The following is an 18,195-nucleotide window of genomic DNA, read 5'->3' as shown; positions in this document are numbered from 1 at the left end:
GGTGAACTGCAAAGATGAAGGATGAGTTGAAACAGTTGTACAAACGCATCAAAGAAGGTCGATTGACGAATGAGGATGCCGCCAGGCAATTGAAACTGATGTTAACGGAAGCCAATAATGTTCAATCTGTTCCACTGGATGTAGCGGATAAAGTTGAGCGTTATCTCAAAAAAGTGCTCTCATCGGTAATAAAGCTTGACGAGAACAAGTTTGAAGCGGATGCCCCGCTTGAAAAGTACGGCATCGATTCCATCATGATCGTGCAATTAACGGATGAATTGGAAACGGTCTTCGGTTCGCTTTCCAAAACTTTGTTCTTCGAATATCAAACGATTCAAGAATTGGTCGCATACTTCTTGAACTCCCATCCGGACAAGGTAATGGAGAAGTTTACGATTCCAAAACATACGCAAGTAGGCACGTCTGCCACCAATGAAACATTACAATCTCTCAAAAAGACTTTGCGGGATCCTGATCGATTAGCAAACAAGCAGCGGTATGCATCCGTTTCCGTCATACAGCCAGCAGAACGGAATGCTCCAACAACTTCTACGACATCAGTTTCACCGAGTTCCATGGACATTGCGATCATTGGCCTTGCAGGACGCTATCCTGGCGCTATAGATATAAATCAATTTTGGAATAATCTGCGAGAAGGTAAGGATAGCATAACCGAAATTCCGGCAGATCGCTGGAACGGTGATGCGTACATAAGCCATGACCATACCATTGGTGGAAGGACAAATAGGAAATGGGGCGGCTTCATCGAAGGTGTCGACCAATTTGACCCGTTATTTTTTAATATATCGCCGCGTGAAGCGGAGATGATGGATCCGCAAGAGCGATTGTTCTTGGAATGTGTCTATCATGCGATTGAGGATGCGGGCTACACACCTGATACGCTTGCTGACGTTCAGGATCAGGGGCAGGATGCATCACGTAGGATTGGAGTTTATGTGGGCGTGATGTATGAAGAGTATCAGTTGTACGGGGCAGAGGCACAAGCTTCTGGCAAGCCTTTCGCTTTAGGCGGAAGCCCGGCGTCAATTGCCAATCGTGTCTCGTATTTTTGCAACTTTCAGGGACCGAGCGTGGCGCTTGATACGATGTGTTCTTCCTCATTATCGGCAATCCACTTTGCTTGTCAGAGCTTGCGGATGAATGAATGCGAAGTTGCTGTCGCCGGCGGTGTCAATATATCGATTCACCCCAATAAATATTTGCTGCTTTCCCAGGGGAACTTTCTTTCCAGCAAGGGACGCTGCGAAAGCTTCGGTGAAGGAGGGGACGGGTATGTGCCGGGAGAAGGCGTTGGGGCCGTGCTGCTCAAACCATTGTCCAGGGCTATACAGGACGGGGACCATATTTATGGCGTAATCAAAGGAACTGCTATTAATCACGTCGGCAAAACTAATGGCTATACGGTACCAAATCCGCGTGCACAAGCAAGTGTAATCGCAAAGGCGTTGAAGGAAGCAAACGTGCATCCGCGAACCGTCAGTTACGTGGAAGCTCACGGAACCGGGACCTCCTTGGGTGATCCGATCGAAATGACGGGTCTGTGCAAAGCATTCAAGGAATTCACATCAGACAATCAATATTGCGCCATCGGATCGGCGAAGTCCAATATCGGGCACTGTGAGAGTGCTGCCGGGATAGCTGGGCTGACAAAGGTGCTCCTTCAACTTAAGCATCGGCAGTTGGTGCCATCATTGCATTCGGCTGCCTTGAATCCGAACATCGACTTTAGCTTAACACCGTTTTCCGTTCAGCAGAAACTTGCAGACTGGCCGAGGCCGGTTATTGAGTTGAATGGATGTCTTCAGGAATTTCCACGAATCGCGGGTATTTCGTCTTTTGGAGCAGGGGGCTCCAACGCACACGTCATTATAGAAGAGTACATTTTGGGAGCTAGGGAAGACTCAAGTTCAGTAAGAGGGATGGATGACCCCGCACTAATCGTACTGTCCGCGAAAAATGAAGAACGGCTCAAAGCTCAAGCAAAGCAATTACTGGCCGCGCTCCGGGAGCAAAACTATGCAGACACGCATCTTAGGGATATGGCTTACACGCTTCAAATTGGACGTGAAGCAATGGATGAGCGGCTTGCTATCATCGCAAGATCCGTTCAGGAGTTAGAGGCGAAGCTTGTAGATTGGATCGACGAGCATAAAGAGCTTGATGGTATATTCAGGGGACAGGTCAAGCATAATCGAGAAACGATGGCTTTGTTTGGTGATGATGAAGAAATGCAGGAGACGATCGGGAGGTGGATCGAGCGTCGTAAGCATCATAAGCTGCTCAGCTTATGGGTTAAGGGTTTGCGCCTTGATTGGAACAAGTTGTACGAGGAAGACGTTCCTCATCGCATGAGCCTGCCGACATATCCATTCGCCAGAAAACGGTATTGGATTCCGGAATGGAAAAACGAAGTCAAGCAAAATCAACCGAAAAAAGTAACGGATCAAGAGGAAGTAGCCTCCTATATATTAGAAAAGACCTGGAAGGCTGCAGTGGCGGTCAACGTGGTTCCACCCTCAAATGGTCAGGTTGTGATTCTGGTCAATAAGGAATCCCGAGGCCTCGCAGACCTTTTATTTCACGGCACGGAAATCGAGCCGGTAATCATTCAAGCGGACAGATACCTGCAAATTAGGGAGAATGTCTGGACTATGGATTTTTCCGATCCTGATCATGCGAAATACGTCCTTCAACATGCCGCGGATCGGCTGTCCTCGTGCGTAGGTCTAATTGATTTGTCTGATTGGCATGCCAACCCGCTCTACCTTGCTCAAGAGAATATAGGGAAGATTACTTTGCTTCAAGGGTTTATCCAAAATTATTATAACTCCGGTTTATCTGTACTGCATATTACGAAAGGTCTTCAAGTGTGGAATAGCCCAGACGCAACGCTTGCAGGAGCGGACTTTGCCGGACTTGTGCGTGTGCTCGGAGCGGAATACCGCAAAATATACGCCAAAACGGTTGATGTCGATTTTGCGCCGGGAGAGGCAATCCGGGATATCGTATGGAACGAATGGCGACAGGAGGATAACGAAGTCTGTTACCGCCACGGGATGCGATATATTCCACAGATGACGAAAGTCAATGCCGGGCTGTCCAAGCGAAATTTTGCTGTATCAGCGGACCAATGGGTTATTGTGACAGGAGGTACTCGCGGAATCGGCTATGAGGCAGCTGCACATTTGCTCCAACAGGGATGCAAAAAGTTGGCCTTGATGGGTCTGAAACCCATCCCGCCGCGAGAAGAATGGGACGGAGCGCAGACAGATCCAGCGATATTTCAACGTATACAAGCGATTAGAGAGCTGGAGGCAAGAGGGGCAGATGTCAAATGGTACAGCGGTACGCTTACCAACGAACAGGCTTTGGACGAATTCTTTTGTTCCCTGCGCAAGAATGGGGAAGGAATTGGCGGTGTCATACATTGTGCGGGACTGATGAATCTGCAATCGCCAGCCTTTATTCGCAAGACACCGGCTGAGATCCAAGCTGTGTTAGAGCCGAAGGTGAGCGGATTAAGGATGCTGCATCAATTATTGAGCAAGGATGAAATGAAATTTTTCTTGTTGTTCTCGTCGATATCCGGCACTGTGCCGTCATTGGGAGCCGGTGTAAGCGATTATGCGGCGGCTAACGCGTATATGGACTATTTCGCGGCTTATCAACATCGAATAGGCAACACCTGCTATCAATCCATACAATGGCCAAACTGGGGAGAAACGGGGCTCGGCGTAACCCGGAGCCAGACCTACAGTATGCTCGGCTTTACAGCTCATCGTACGGCTGAAGGCTTGTCGCTGTTGGACGCGTGCTTACGTTATGAGGACCGCGCCTGCATTATGCCGTGCATCGTGCAGCAGCCCGTATTTCGCGCGGAAGCTTTGCTGCGAATTCCCTCAAGATCGACAGCCTCCACAATGGCTGCCCAAGTATCAGTGCAAAGGGTAACGCCGGGAACGGAAGGCACGCACGCTATTGCCTTGGAGTGGCTGAAGGGGATATTCTCCAAGCAATTAAAAATCGCTGAGGCCGAATTAGACGAGGACACACCATTTGGCGAATTCGGTGTGGATTCCATCCTCATGATAGATTTGGTTAAGCAGGTTGAAGAGCGGACAGGACAAGCTCAGGATCCGTCCTTGTTTCTGGAGTTTCCAACTTTGCGCACACTAAGCGAGCAGCTTCAAGACCAGATATCTTATAAAGTAGAGGACGAGGCTTGCGTGTCGGCGACGGAAAGCATCTGGCCAGATTCCGCAGAAATGGCCCAGTTAACTTCTATTCCACCAAACAGTCGCACGATTCGCGCAAGGATAAAGAAGCAGAAGTATGCGGCAGCTGCCGCTGCTGCTGCAGACAGTCGTTCTGATTCTGGGAAGATTGCTGTCATAGGGGTGGCTTGTCATTTCCCGGGAGCGGGTAATAAAGAGGAATTCTGGGACAATCTGATTCAGGGCCGCAGCGGTATAACGGAAATTCCATTGTCTCGATGGGACAAAGAGCAATATTATGAACCACACTATGAGCAGGGTAAAAGCATCAGCAAATGGGGCGGCTTCATCGACCATATTGAGTATTTCGATGCAAAGTATTTTCAGATTAGTCCAGAAGAGGCGCCATATGTCGATCCATTAATTCGGCAATTTTTGGAGATCAGCGTTCAAACGGTCCGAGATGCGGGATATGCCGCTGAAACGCTGTGGGGTCAAGACATAGGTGTGTTCGTTGGCTCCCGTGCCGGGGCGTTTGCTCCCAAACTGAAGCATTTGAGTAAAAATAGCATCATTGGCGTTGGCCAAAACTTCATCGCTGCTCATGTATCCCACCATTTTAATTGGAAAGGTCCCAATCTGGTCGTGGATACAGCCTGTTCCTCATCGCTTGTAAGCGTGCATCTGGCCTGTCAGAGCTTGTTGAGCGGAGAATCAGGAATGGCTTTGGCCGGAGGGGTAGACATTCTCCTTGATGAGGTGCCGTACTTAGTATTGAGCGAAGCGCGTGCCTTATCTCCAGATGGTAAGTGCCATACGTTCGATCAGAAGGCAAACGGGTTTGTACCAGGTGAAGGCTGCGGTGCGGTCATGTTGAAGCGTCTGGAAGATGCGATCGCTGACGGAGACCATATTTATGCAGTCATCGAAGCAACGGCGGTGAATAACGATGGGCGAACGATGGGGATCACAACTCCGAATCCAGAAGCGCAAATTTCGGTGATCGACGCGGCATTACGAAAGGGCCGGATCCGACAAGAGTCCATTAGCTATGTAGAGACGCACGGAACGGGAACCATGATCGGAGATCCAATCGAGCTCAGGGCACTGTCCAGAGTGTTCCGCAAGTCGACGGAGAAAAAACAGTTTTGCGGCGTAGGCAGCGTTAAAAGCAATATCGGGCATTTGTTAAGCGCGGCGGGAATTGCCAGCTTGATTAAGGTAGTATTGTCTCTGCATCATGGTCAACTGCCGCCGACATTGAATTGCGAAACGCCCAATCCGCGCTTCGATTTTGGGGAGTCGCCGTTTTATCCGAACATTCAAGCGAAGCGTTGGCAAGCACGGGAAGGAATTCGCCGTGCAGGCATCAGCTCATTTGGGTTCGGAGGCACGAATGCCCATGTTATTGTGAGGGACGCAGCCGGGAGATCATTTGCGAATTACCTGCCGACAAAGTCTCCGCTGCCTCCTGTACAATTTCAACGTGAGCGGGTGTGGAGTATTGGTGAAACCGATCATCCATTCGAATCGTCTATTCCTGACTCAAAAGAGAACTTGTATCGGCCGTTAATGCATATTGTTGATGAATCGTAACACAGTCCATGCAAAGTTGGAGGGTACAGGAAATGAAGGATTATAAATTTGGCATTGTCATTCGAAATGAAGACTACATCATGAGAGACCATCGAGTCCATCAAACTCGAATTATGCCTGGTGTTACGTTTTTAGATACACTGTACCGCTTTATCCAATCGAAACAGCCTTCTGCTGAAGGAATCGAGCTGCGCCACATTCTTTTCAAGGAACCAATCGCCACTTCTGAGTATTATGACAAAAAAATCGAGATAACGTTGATGTGGAAGCACGATCATTGGAAGGTCAACGCAAGAAGCTGCAAAATGCAGGGTGAGCATCTGCTGGAAGCGGATTGGTCGATTAATTTTGAGTGCGAGCTTCATATAAAGAACATCGTCCCCGTCAAGGCACTTCCCTTGTATTCTTTAAAGCAGGAGGCTGTGAGGCAGTCCGATCTTGACCAGATGTACAGCATTGCCCGCAGGCTGGACATTCACCATTACGAATTTATGAAGGGATTAGGAGAGGTGTATATCGGCAAGGATTACGCACTCGCCGAAGTTCACTTAAGTGAAATCGCCGGGCAGTATTCAGACTATTTCATTTTGCATCCGGCATTTTTGGATTGTTCTACACTTGTTTCGGGTGTGTTTAACGGTGAACAATTGAATTTTGATGCAGCAGTTGAAGAAGAATTGAAGCCTTTTATCCCGATGTATATTGAATCCGTTCATTTATCTGGAAGGCTCGGGACCCGATGCTATGTGTACGTGAAGCGTGAGATAGTCGCAGCTCCTTCGGGACCTGATATTCAACATTCCAACTATGATATATACAACGAGGATGGGGAAAGGGTTGCTTCTTTTAAAAAGCTATCTTCCAAAAGGGTACGTAAAAAATCTTTAATTGTTGGTTTGACACAATTAGATGAGCCACCAGGCGAAGCGCGTGAACGGATGCACGTATCAGAGCCTCTCCCTGTGCCTGCAGTTAGGGACTTTACAACATCGGATTCCAAAAGTGCTCAAGAAACAATTGCGCAAGATCTTAAACGGTTGATAGCAGGCATATTACGTAAATCGGACCAAAATGTCGATGTGGAAGCCGGGTTCTACGATCAGGGTCTGGATTCGATGGATTTATTGAATATGGTGCAAATCCTTGAACAAAGAATTGGCGAGTCCTTATACCCTACATTATTATTCGAATACAGCACCGTTGAAGCTTTAAGTGAGTATTTGGCTGACCGCTATGCCTCAAAATACGAAACGGCTGTGCAGGCAGGGCATGACGAAGCAATTGTTGCGCCATCAACGCCAGATCCAGTTGGCTCGGAACAACAATCAGTATCCGTGAATCAAAAAGGATATTACGTACCCGGATGGAATATTCAACCCCTGCTGGAAGAAAAGACGATGAAGTACTCAAGGGTGCTTGTTTTTGCTGCTGATGCTAGGCAGCTGGAAATGATGAGGCAGAGCTTGCAGCGATGGAGCGAAGGGCAGATTCGCATCTATGGGGTAGTGCCAGGTATTTCATTTAAGGAACACCAATCAGGTGATGATTACACGATCAATCCGCTGGTGGAACACGATTATCGCAGCTTGATCGAAGCAGTGATGGGCACGGAAGCTGAACCGTTACATATTCTGCATGCATGGTCTAATGAACGATTTTCCGAATCGGATAACGCGATTCGAAAACAACTCGATCAGGGGATACACTCTGTTTTCTTACTAAGTCGCGCCCTCATGGATTATAAACCTAAGGATTCTATTAACCTTCTGTATGTGTATGGCGATTCTGACGAAGAGATCCAACCGCTGTACGCTGCGGTGGACGGCTTCGCAAAATCGATATATGTAGAGAACCCGAAATTTATTTACAAGACGCTTATCGTTGACCGTATGATGGAATACAAATGGGTGAAGGACATCGTAAGAGAGTGGATGTTCGGTGATCATGTTCCGCTGGCTCTGCGCCATCGAAGCGGCGTGCGTCAGGTGCGGGGATTGCAGCAAGCGGCACTGAAGGAGAACCGAGGCAATGATGAAGGCTCAGCGGAAGCGGTGCGGCCGATACTGAGAAAAAACGGCGTGTACTGGATCACGGGAGGCTTGGGAGGCATAGGATTTATCGTTGCGCGTCATTTGGCAGTCAAGGTGCAAGCCAAGCTTGTCTTGACCGGTCGCTCGCAGCTCAACGGGCAGAAGCTGGACCAAATCCGCGAGCTAGAACGGCACGGTGCAGAAGTGTTGTATCTGGAGTCCGATATTGGCAGGCCGGGAGAAGCCAAGCGAGTTGTAGTGGCGGCAAGCAAACATTTCGGAGTGATTCATGGCGTCATTCACAGCGCAGGTGTACTGCGAGACGGCTATGTCTTTCAGAAGCAGCTGGAAGATATGGATGAGGTGCTTCGATCAAAGGTATGGGGCACGATTTATTTGAACCAGGCGCTGAGGGATCAGAAGCCCGAGTTTATGCTCTTATTTTCTTCTCTGGCTGCGGTAACGGGCAACGGAGGCCAGTCCGACTATGCCTTTGCTAACAGTTTCATGGATTATTATGCCGCACGGATGGAACAACAGCGCCGCTCTCAAAGCGACGATCATCCCTTTTTCCGAGCGGTGAATTGGCCCTTGTGGCAGGAAGGTGGCATGAAAGTTGATGCTGCACACGCAGTATGGATGAGAAGCAAGACGGGGATTGAGCCACTTTGTACCTCATTTGGACTGGAAGCGCTCGAAGTGATATTCGAGTTGACAGATGCTCAGTCGTTGGTCGTAGAAGGAGACCAGCAGCAAATCATGCGGACACTTGGAATTTTAGACGATGCAGATGTTAGAGACATAAGCATCGATGCAGCCGACCTAGCGAAGTCGGCTAACACGGGGGATGCTTCAGGGAAGCAACTGTTCGTAAGCGATGGAATTCCGGAAGAAGGTATCGCGATTATCGGGCTAAGCGGCCGGTATCCAATGGCACAAGATGTGGAGCAGTATTGGCGCAATTTGCGGGACGGAGTTGACTGTATTCGTGAGATTCCGCAAGAACGCTGGGATCACCGCGAGTATTACAATCCCGACAAAGATATCCATGGCACATCGTATAGCAAATGGGGCGGATTTATCGAAGATGTCGATAAGTTCGACCCCTTGTTTTTTAATATCTCCCCTCGTGAAGCGCATTGGATGGATCCTCAGGAGAGGCTGTTTTTGGAAACGGTATGGGAAACGATAGAAGATGCGGGATATGCCAAGTCAAGTCTTAATGGGCGCAGAGTAGGCATCTTCGTAGGCAGCATGTGGGGACAATATCAGTTGCTGGCCACTGAATTGGGCGGACGGAAGGTATCGCCAATGTCGATTCACGCTTCAATCGCGAACCGGATATCATTCTTTTTTAACTTTACTGGTCCTAGTATGGCCTTGGATACGATGTGCTCTTCCTCGCTGATGGCCATTTATTTAGCCTGTGAAAGCATTGCCCGAGGCGAATGCCAGGAGGCCATTGCCGGTGGTGTGAACATCTCAATTCACCCGAACAAATATACATCGCTTAGTCAAGCCCGGTTTTTCTCTTCCGATGGCAAATGCCGTAGCTTTGGCGTGGGCGGTGACGGATATGTGCCGGGTGAAGGCGTTGGTGCCGTACTTTTAAAATCGCTGCGTCAGGCAGAAGCGGACGGAGACAAGATTTATGGCGTCATCAAAGGGATCTCTGTTAATCATGGAGGGAGGACCGGTGGATACTCCGTACCGAATCCTCAAGCGCAAGCAGACGTCATTGCCGAGGCTTTGCGCAAGGCAAACATAGATCCGTCGACGATCACTTATATCGAGGCGCACGGCACAGGAACCTCACTTGGGGACCCGATTGAGATCGCTGGATTGGCAAAAGCATTCGAAAGCGTGAATAAGAAGCAGTTCTGTGCCATAGGTTCTGCGAAGTCGAATATTGGGCATTTGGAGTCTGCGGCAGGGATTGCGGGTGTAACAAAGGTACTGCTGCAAATGAAGTACGGGCAATTGGCACCTTCCCTGCACGCGGAAGAGCTCAATCCGAATATACACTTCGCAGCAACTCCCTTTTATGTCCAACGAAAGCTCGAAAAGTGGACGCGTCCCGTCCTCCGGGACGGAAATGACGATCAGGTGCTGCCGCTTCGCGCAGGTGTAAGTTCCTTCGGTGCAGGAGGCGCTAATGTACATATCGTCATCGAAGAGTACAGGACAAAGGCAGCGGCCGTGGACAGACAGATGGCATTCGGTCCAGATTATCCCGCCATTATCATCTTGTCGGCCAAAAATAAAGTTCGCCTACAGGCTCAGGCGCAGCGGCTGTTACATTTCATCAAATCGGAGGCTGCTGCAGAAACTCATGTGTCGGATATCGCCTACACACTACAGGTGGGGAGAGAATCGATGGAAGAACGCATCGGGCTGCTGGCGGGTTCAATCTGGGAACTCGAGGAGAAGTTGGTTGCCTTTATTAATGGCCAAAGGATTTTCGAACAAGGAAAAGGAGACATCAAAGGTTATAAACTGCTGGAACTGTGGTTGAAAGGGCAAAGAGTGGATTGGAGCGAACTGTATAGGGATAATCCCCGGCCACAGAAGGTCAGCCTACCGGCCTATCCATTTGCGCGGGAGCGCTATTGGCTTCCCGAGACTCATTCTGCTCCTGATCAAGCCGTCGCTCGGACCAAGTCTGACGACGCTTACATTCATCCGCTGCTCCATCTGAATACGTCTAATTTATCTGAAATCCGCTTCACTACTGTCTTTACGGGGCAGGAGTTCTTTATATTGGACCATATTGTGCAAGGTCGCCCGATGCTTCCTGGTGTCGTATACCTCGAGATGGCAAGAGCAGCAGTGGAGACAGCAGCAGTGCCGCCACGAGACGGGCTTACAGCGATTACGCTTAAGAACGTGTTCTGGGTCAATCCACTCGTCGTTCAGAATGAGCAGGTCAGAGCGCACGTTCGGCTTTATCCAGATGATGAAGGCGAGATTCATTTTGAGATCTATGGTTCAGTCAAAAACGAGGATACGGTCTATTGCCAAGGATACGCAGTGCTTCATCAAGCGGAATCAATGTCTCATCTACCATTATCGACCATCAAGGGACAGTGCGACCAAGGACAGTTGACGGCAAAGGCGTGCTACGAAGCGTTCGCTGAAGTCGGACTTTGTTATGGCGAAGGTCAGCAGGGGATTGAAGTGCTTTATGTGGGGCAGGGCCAAGTGCTCGCGAAGTTGTCGCTGCCTCCGTCCTTGACAAATACTCATGACGCTTATGTGCTTCATCCAAGCTTGATGGATTCAGCGCTGCAAGCAACGATCGGCCTCTTTACGGGATTTGCAGCGGATCGGCTCGATTCAGGCCAAACTGCACTGCCATTTGCTCTGCATGAGGCCCATGTGTTCGGTCCGTGCACGCCTACGATGTGGGCCTGGGTTCGATACAGCAAAGACAGCAGCGGGTTCGTGGGCACACCGAAACTGGATATCGATGTATGCGACGAAATAGGGAACGTGCGAGTACGTATAAACGGATTCTCGACGAGACCGCTGTCAGGCGGTATACAGGAAAAGACAGACGGTCAGCTTGTGTCAGGCAGCACGAATTGGAATACCCATATCGGCCAGGTTCTATTGGCTCCCGTGTGGGATGTATATCCTCTAGAACAAGGGGAGACATTCCCTGAAAGGAAAGATCGGATTGTTATTGTCGGCGGCAGCGAAAGCATTCGGAGCGAACTAAGGAACTACTACCCGTACGTACAGACGTTAGATATTTTGGGAGACCATACTGTGAATGACATGATTCAAGACTTCGGGAAATTGGGGGAGATTGATCACCTCATCTGGATCGCTCCACACGAAGCTTTACCCTCAATAACGGGTGATGCCGCAGCGACAGGTCAAGAGCAGCCCGTTCTGCACTTGTTACGTTTCCTTAAATGTCTGCTTGAGCTTGGATATGGCAGCAAAGAATTAGGCTTGACAGTGCTTACAGTGCAAGCGTACTCCGTGCATAAACACGATTCCGTGAATCCTGCTCACGCCGCTCTTCATGGGCTCATTGGCTCGGCAGCTAATGAATATAAGCATTGGCATATCCGGCTTGTGGATCTTGACGCTGCCGAGCAATGGCCGCTGGCGGAAATTTTCACTTGCGCCGTCCATCCGCAAGGACAGTCGCTTGTCTACCGGAGCAAGGAATGGTATAGGCAAGAGTTGATTCCTTTCGAGCAGTATTCCGCGAATCCAACGTTGTACAGAGCAGGCGGCGTTTATGTTGTCATTGGCGGTGCTGGCGGCATAGGTGAAGCATGGAGCGAATATATGATACGCACATACAAGGCCAACATCGTGTGGGTCGGCAGGCGGGAGAAAGATGCAGCAATTGTGGCCAAGTTGGACAGGTTAGCAGCACTCGGTCCTATACCGGAATATGTATCCGCAGATGCTTCCAATCCCCAAGAACTGGATCAGGCGTATCAATCCATCAAGCGGCGGCATGGTCAGATACACGGCGTTATTCATTCCGCGATTCATCTTCTGGATAAAAGCCTTGCCGCTATGGATGAGGAGCGATTCCGCGCCGGGTTATCAGCCAAAATCGGCGTTAGTGAGGCGCTTGCACAAGTATTTCAACGTGAGCCTCTCGATTTTGTTCTGTTTTTCTCTTCGATAAATGCGTTTCTGAAGGCGCCGGGACAAAGCAACTATGTTGCAGGCTGTACTTACAAAGACGCTTTTGCGCACCAATTAGCTTTGGAGTGGCCGTGCATGGTGAAAGTGATGAACTGGGGCTATTGGGGCAGCGTAGGAGCAGTGGCTGATATTTATTATGAAGAAAGAATGAACAAAGCGGGATTTGGTTCTATCGAACCGGCTGAAGCCATGGAGGCCTTGGAAACATTACTTGCCGGACCTATGGACCAGCTGGCGTTTGTGAGAACAACGAAGCCATTGGAACAGCTATCAGTGCGATGTGATGAGGCGATAACGGCTTACTGAGAGCGAGTCATCGATTAGGAACGCGCCGAAAAATCTGGCATTGGAGAGATCAGGATGAGGGATACCGAACAATTTACAGTGATGAGCGAGCTGATGGAGAAGGTGAATCAACACCTCCTCAAGTTGTTGTATGGTCAACTCCAATCCATGGGATGCTTAACCGATAGCAGCGCTGAAGATACTGACCTACCTGTTCATTCAAAGATTCCCAGTTTCTATCGCAAGTGGCTGGAGGAAAGCAGAGCTTTTCTAGAAGGCAATGTCTCTGAAATACATGACATAGAGAAGCAAATGGCAGCGAATCACTTTTCTATAGACATGCAAGAGCTTTGGCAATCGTTGGATGAGCTGAAGCTGGCATGGATTGACGCGCCTCGGTTAAAAACAGCTATCGAAGCAGCGGAAAGGATGCTGCGTGCCCTGCCAGATATTTGGGCCGGGAACAAGTCCGCAAGAGACATCCTTGTGGCTGACTCGTCTTTGGAACAAGTAGAGGTCATGCGAAAGATTAGTTTATTCGAAAATTTCTTTGCCGAAGTTCTGGCGGAAGAGCTTATCCAACACGTGAAGAAGTATCGAGATAAGAATGGCGAACGACAAATTAAAATAGTGGAGGTTGGAGCTGGAGCAGGGTGTGCAAACGCTGCGGCTCTTCGGAAACTGGCGCCGTATTTCCCGGCCATTCAGGAATATTGTTATACAGATATTTCGGAAGCATTCCTGAATCAGGCGATAGAACAGAGCGGACCCCCATATCCGTTTTTGAAATACCGAATGTTCAACGTAGAAAACCCTGTAGCCGATCAACATCTGGAAGCTGGCGGATACGACATTGTAATCGTAACGAATGCACTTCATCCTGTGGGGAATGTTCGGCAATCATTGCGGAATGCGAAAGCTCTGCTTCGGAAAAATGGGCTGCTTATTCTGAAGGAAATGACCATGAATTGTTTGTTAACCCATCTAACGTTCGGTCTTCTGGAGGACTGGGGGCTGTATGAAGATGCGGAACAGCGAACCCTGAGTTGTCCGTTCCTGTCTGTGGAATCATGGCAAAAGGTATTAAAGTCAGAAGGCTTTCATTCTATTTATTTTTCAGCCGATGAAAATGTGACATTTGGACAGCAAATCATTGCAGCACAAAGCGATGGAGTTGTAAGGCAGATTCGACAACAGCATCCCGCAGCGGGTTCTTCATCTGTGCAAAGACAGCAAACCACGGAAGACAGGGAGCGAACGATCAAACCGAATATAGTATACACGCCCATTCAAAATGCTTATGACGATTTACGAGAGAAAACAAACGCCTATTTAAAACGGTTAGTGAGTGATGTGCTGCTTGTCCCATATGAGGAGATCGATGAAAATCGATCCTTTGATGAGTATGGCTTGGATTCAATTCTCGTTATTGAACTGACCAACTTGCTGCATAAAGGATTAAAGGAGGCAAGCAACACTCTATTTTTCGAGTATCCAACCATCCATTCCCTCTCTGAGCATTTGATTACTGCACAGAGAGAAGCTGTAGTGACTTTAGTCGGATGGACTAATAATGAGGGTGGAGCGAAGCCTTCCCCAGACACCCGACTTTCTGCGCCATCATCAAGCCGAGATAGGCACGAAAAGCGCAGCAAACGCAAGCAGCCAATCTTTGTGCATGGCCGGGTCCAACATACGAACCACATGGAAGACACGGAACCAGGTATTGCAGTCATCGGGTTGTCAGGACGCTATCCTGGAGCAAGCAATGTGCTGCAATTTTGGAAAAATCTAAAACACAGCCAGGATTGTATCACCGAGATGCCACAGGACCGCTTTAACAGCGAACTTGATGCGAATTGGGCAAATGAAATAGGAGATGAAGCCTATCAAAGATTGGGTGGCTTCTTGGACGGTGTTGACCTGTTTGATCCTCTCTTCTTCAACATCTCTCCCCGTGAAGCAGATCGGATGGACCCGCAGGAGCGTTTGTTTCTGCAAACGGTTTGGGAAACCTTAGAGGATGCGGGTTACAACCGTAGGCCAAGGAGTGAACAAACAGGTATCTTTGTTGGTGCGACATCCGTCAACGGGAATGCGGCATCCATTGCAAACCGGGTTTCGCACTATTTTCATTTTAAAGGTCCCAGCATGGCGCTGGACACGATGTGTTCTTCTTCATTAACAGCCATTCATTTGGCTTGTGAGAGTATCCGGCAGGGGGAATGCCGGATGGCGATCGCCGGAGGGGTTCAATTATTGGTTCAACCGTATACGGTGGCAGATCAACTTTCATCTGGTGGTGCTGTGACAGGCGAAGGAGTTGGAGCTGTACTGCTCAAGCCACTGCTCCAGGCCGAGGCGGACGGAGACCGCATATATGCCGTCATTAAAGGCTGTTCCGTCAATCATGCAGGCCGAACTGGTGGATATGCAGCAGGAGAAGCTAAAGATCAGGCAGAGCTAATCACCAAAACGCTGAATAAGGCAGGAGTAGATCCCTCTTCAATCAGCTATTTCGAAACGCAAGGCAACGGAGTATCATACGGGGACTTAAACGAAATTAAAGGAATGATCACAGCTTTTGGCAGGCAGACAAAGCCGCCCCATTGCGCCATCGGATCGGTAAAGTCTAACCTTGGACACCTAGGCGCGGCAGCTGGAATCGCAGGGCTCACGAAGGTGCTGCTGCAGTTGAAGTATGCAGAACTGGTGCCAGCTATCCACACTGAGAAAATGGATGCTGACTTCCAGTTTGAAGGTACACCATTTTATATGCAGCGGGAATCAACCAAGTGGCAGCATAACGTGTATCAAGAAGGAGAACAGAAACGAGAATTGCCGCTGCGGGCAGGGATTAACGCCATAGGCATTGGTGGGACGAATGCTTGTCTCATTCTGGAGCAGTATGCGGCACCGATCCGTGAGGATGAATCGGTATCCGAACTGCAATTGATCGTCCTTTCTGGCAGATCACAGGGACAATTGCAAGAGTATGCAAAGCGATTGGCCTTGTTTTTGAGGGAAGAACGAGAAACTTTTGGGTTGGACTCGTGCCTTACAGATGTAGCGTACACACTACAAACTAAAAGGGAAGAAATGGAAGTTCGTGCAGCATTAGTGGTCGCGAGTAGCGAGCAATTAATAGAGAAATTACTCAGCTTCTCCAACGGTATCGAGCTGCAGGGCGTGTTTACGGGGAACTGTAGGGAAACCACATTAGAATTGGACTTGTTTGACTGCGTTGATGGAGAAGACTTTGTAAATAAACTGGTTATCAGCCGCCAATTGCCTAAAATAGCGAAATTATGGACGCGAGGTGTTCCGATTAGTTGGGAGCTGCTGCAACGCCATATGGAGCCGAGTTTCATTTCGCTTCCGTTATACCCATTCAAGGAAGAACGTTATCGCATTTCGCAACAGTCAATGGATCATTTGCTTTCGAAAAGGATGATGCCACTGCACCCGATGCTGGACACTATCGACTCTAGGTTCAGCTTGCATGAGGGAATCGTATATAGGAAAACACTCCGCTCTCAAGATCCACTGGTTCAGCATTATAAGGTGGAAGGGAGGTGCGTATTGCCTAAGGTCGCGCTGTTGGAGATGGCTTTAGCAGCAGGCGCACAAATCAAGAAAGAAGGGGAGCGGTTTAAACTCACGAATGTCACATGGTTCGAGCCTGTAGTTATGGACGCCACGGAAAAAATCATATATTTGAAAATAAGAGAAAAAAATAGCGTGCTCCATTTTGAGATATATAGTAGAAGTGACGCAGAATCAATTGTTATCCACGCCACGGGATGCTACCAGTTTTTGTTTGAGCCGCTGCAGGAAATTTCTTTCTCTTTGGAAGATTGGAGGGCTGCGGACGCTGCACCATTTGATACGGCACAATTCGTTAACAGTTATTTCTCTGAACGTGATATCCATTACGGGTCATATTATCAAGGTATCACACAACTTTGGACGAAGAAGGAATCAGCGCTTAGTTTAATAGCGTTTGATCAAGGGCTCCAGCGGCCCTATCAGGATGACTTTCATCTAGGAATATGGGATTGCGCAGTGCAGACGATCATGGTACTGCTGAGAGACAACCACCCACATCCCATAAGACAGATCTTATCTGTAGTGGAGGTTGAAAAGGTGGGGCCACTGTCACCACGTATGTACGCGTATGTAAAAACGTCACGATCGGAGCAAATTGATATTTTCTTGGTGAATGCGCACGGACAGATTTGTTTAAGCCTAAAAGGTCTTGTCTTTAGCGGGGCCGCAGGTGCTGAAACAGGGGAACTAGCCGGGTCGACTGTGCTGGAATTCCCAGCATGGAGCACACCGGTGTATGTATCAAAGCCAAAATTCGGAGAAGAGGGGTTGTCTGGTTCGATCACCCGAATTATTAGAAGCGAACCCCTTCATATTGAGTTGTTTAAAACACATTGGCATCAAATAAAGAACGGATATCCGTTCAGTAAAAGTCCAGCAAGTTTAACTGAGATTTGTGCCTTGGTCGAACAAGGTGAAGACATTCAGCATCTACTGCTGAAGACGAAATCCAGTAAGCAAGTAGAGGTATGCCTTTGCGGCAAGCAGGCAAATGAGACAGTAGTATTGTTTGCCGGATTCGGGTTGACCGCTTCGCAGTGGTATTACCAGATCAAAGATTGGAAGAGCCACTATCAGTTACTTATTATTCATCCTCCGGGAGTGGGTTTAAGCGAGGACAACGGCGATCTCTCCTTTGCCGGCATTTCCAACACATGTTCGGAGGTGTTGGAGGCGCTGAATATTACGACGCCGGTGCATGTTATAGGGACGTCATGGGGAGGAATGTTGGCACAGGCCTTTGCAAGATATTTCCCGCAAAAAGTGAAATCGTTGGTCTTAGTGGCCAGCTTGTACGAGGTAAAACATATCGAGAAGGAACAGTTAAAAGAGATATTTAAGCATGACTTTGACAGGAACAATAAACTAGAGGAGTTCGAGTTGATTGAACAGAGCGAATTTGTGAATCCGGTTCTGCAAAAGTATATCGTTATTCATCAAACAAATGGGTTCGATACGTACAATCTTCTTCCTTACATTACCGTACCCACATTAATCATATCTGGAAAAATAGATCAGGTTGCCGACTATAATCAAGCGAATCTGTTATTAAGCCGGATACCGAATGCCAAATTAGTTGAAATAAACGGCGGGCACGGGTGCAACATCACGCATTATGAAGAGTTGAACGCAGTGGTTCAGCATTACTTCGCTGATCAGAGGCAGCTTGTAAGTTTGTAAAAGCGGTGTTTTAAATGAATGAATATGGAGTTAATGTATTTCACATCTCAGCTTTCATTTTATACCATAAAACATAACATTAG

General features: G+C 48.6%; 3 protein-coding genes. All 3 read left to right on the top strand.

What is annotated here, in order from left to right:
- Positions 1-14: 14 nt before the first annotated feature.
- The 3 genes from QP775_RS05530 to QP775_RS05520 are packed head-to-tail and all read left to right on the top strand — an operon-like array spanning position 15 to position 18,112.
- The gene (locus QP775_RS05530; protein WP_285104303.1) at positions 15-5,831 is read left to right on the top strand and encodes a type I polyketide synthase; all 5,817 of its coding nucleotides are present in this window, start codon (positions 15-17) and stop codon (positions 5,829-5,831) included.
- 32 nt (positions 5,832-5,863) lie between these two features.
- Positions 5,864-12,844, top strand: coding sequence for an SDR family NAD(P)-dependent oxidoreductase (locus tag QP775_RS05525; protein WP_285104301.1), 6,981 nt, complete (start codon positions 5,864-5,866; stop codon positions 12,842-12,844).
- Positions 12,845-12,898: 54 nt separating this feature from the next.
- Positions 12,899-18,112 (top strand): alpha/beta fold hydrolase, encoded by a 5,214-nt coding sequence (locus QP775_RS05520; protein WP_285104299.1) that lies wholly within the window; start codon positions 12,899-12,901, stop codon positions 18,110-18,112.
- The last annotated feature ends 83 nt before the right edge of the window (positions 18,113-18,195 follow it).

It is taken from the genome of Paenibacillus sp. UMB4589-SE434 (assembly GCF_030226685.1).
In the GTDB taxonomy this organism is placed as follows: domain Bacteria; phylum Bacillota; class Bacilli; order Paenibacillales; family Paenibacillaceae; genus Paenibacillus_B.
The sequence above is the reverse complement of the archived record's forward strand: the minus strand, read 5'-3'. Positions and strand labels throughout refer to the sequence as shown.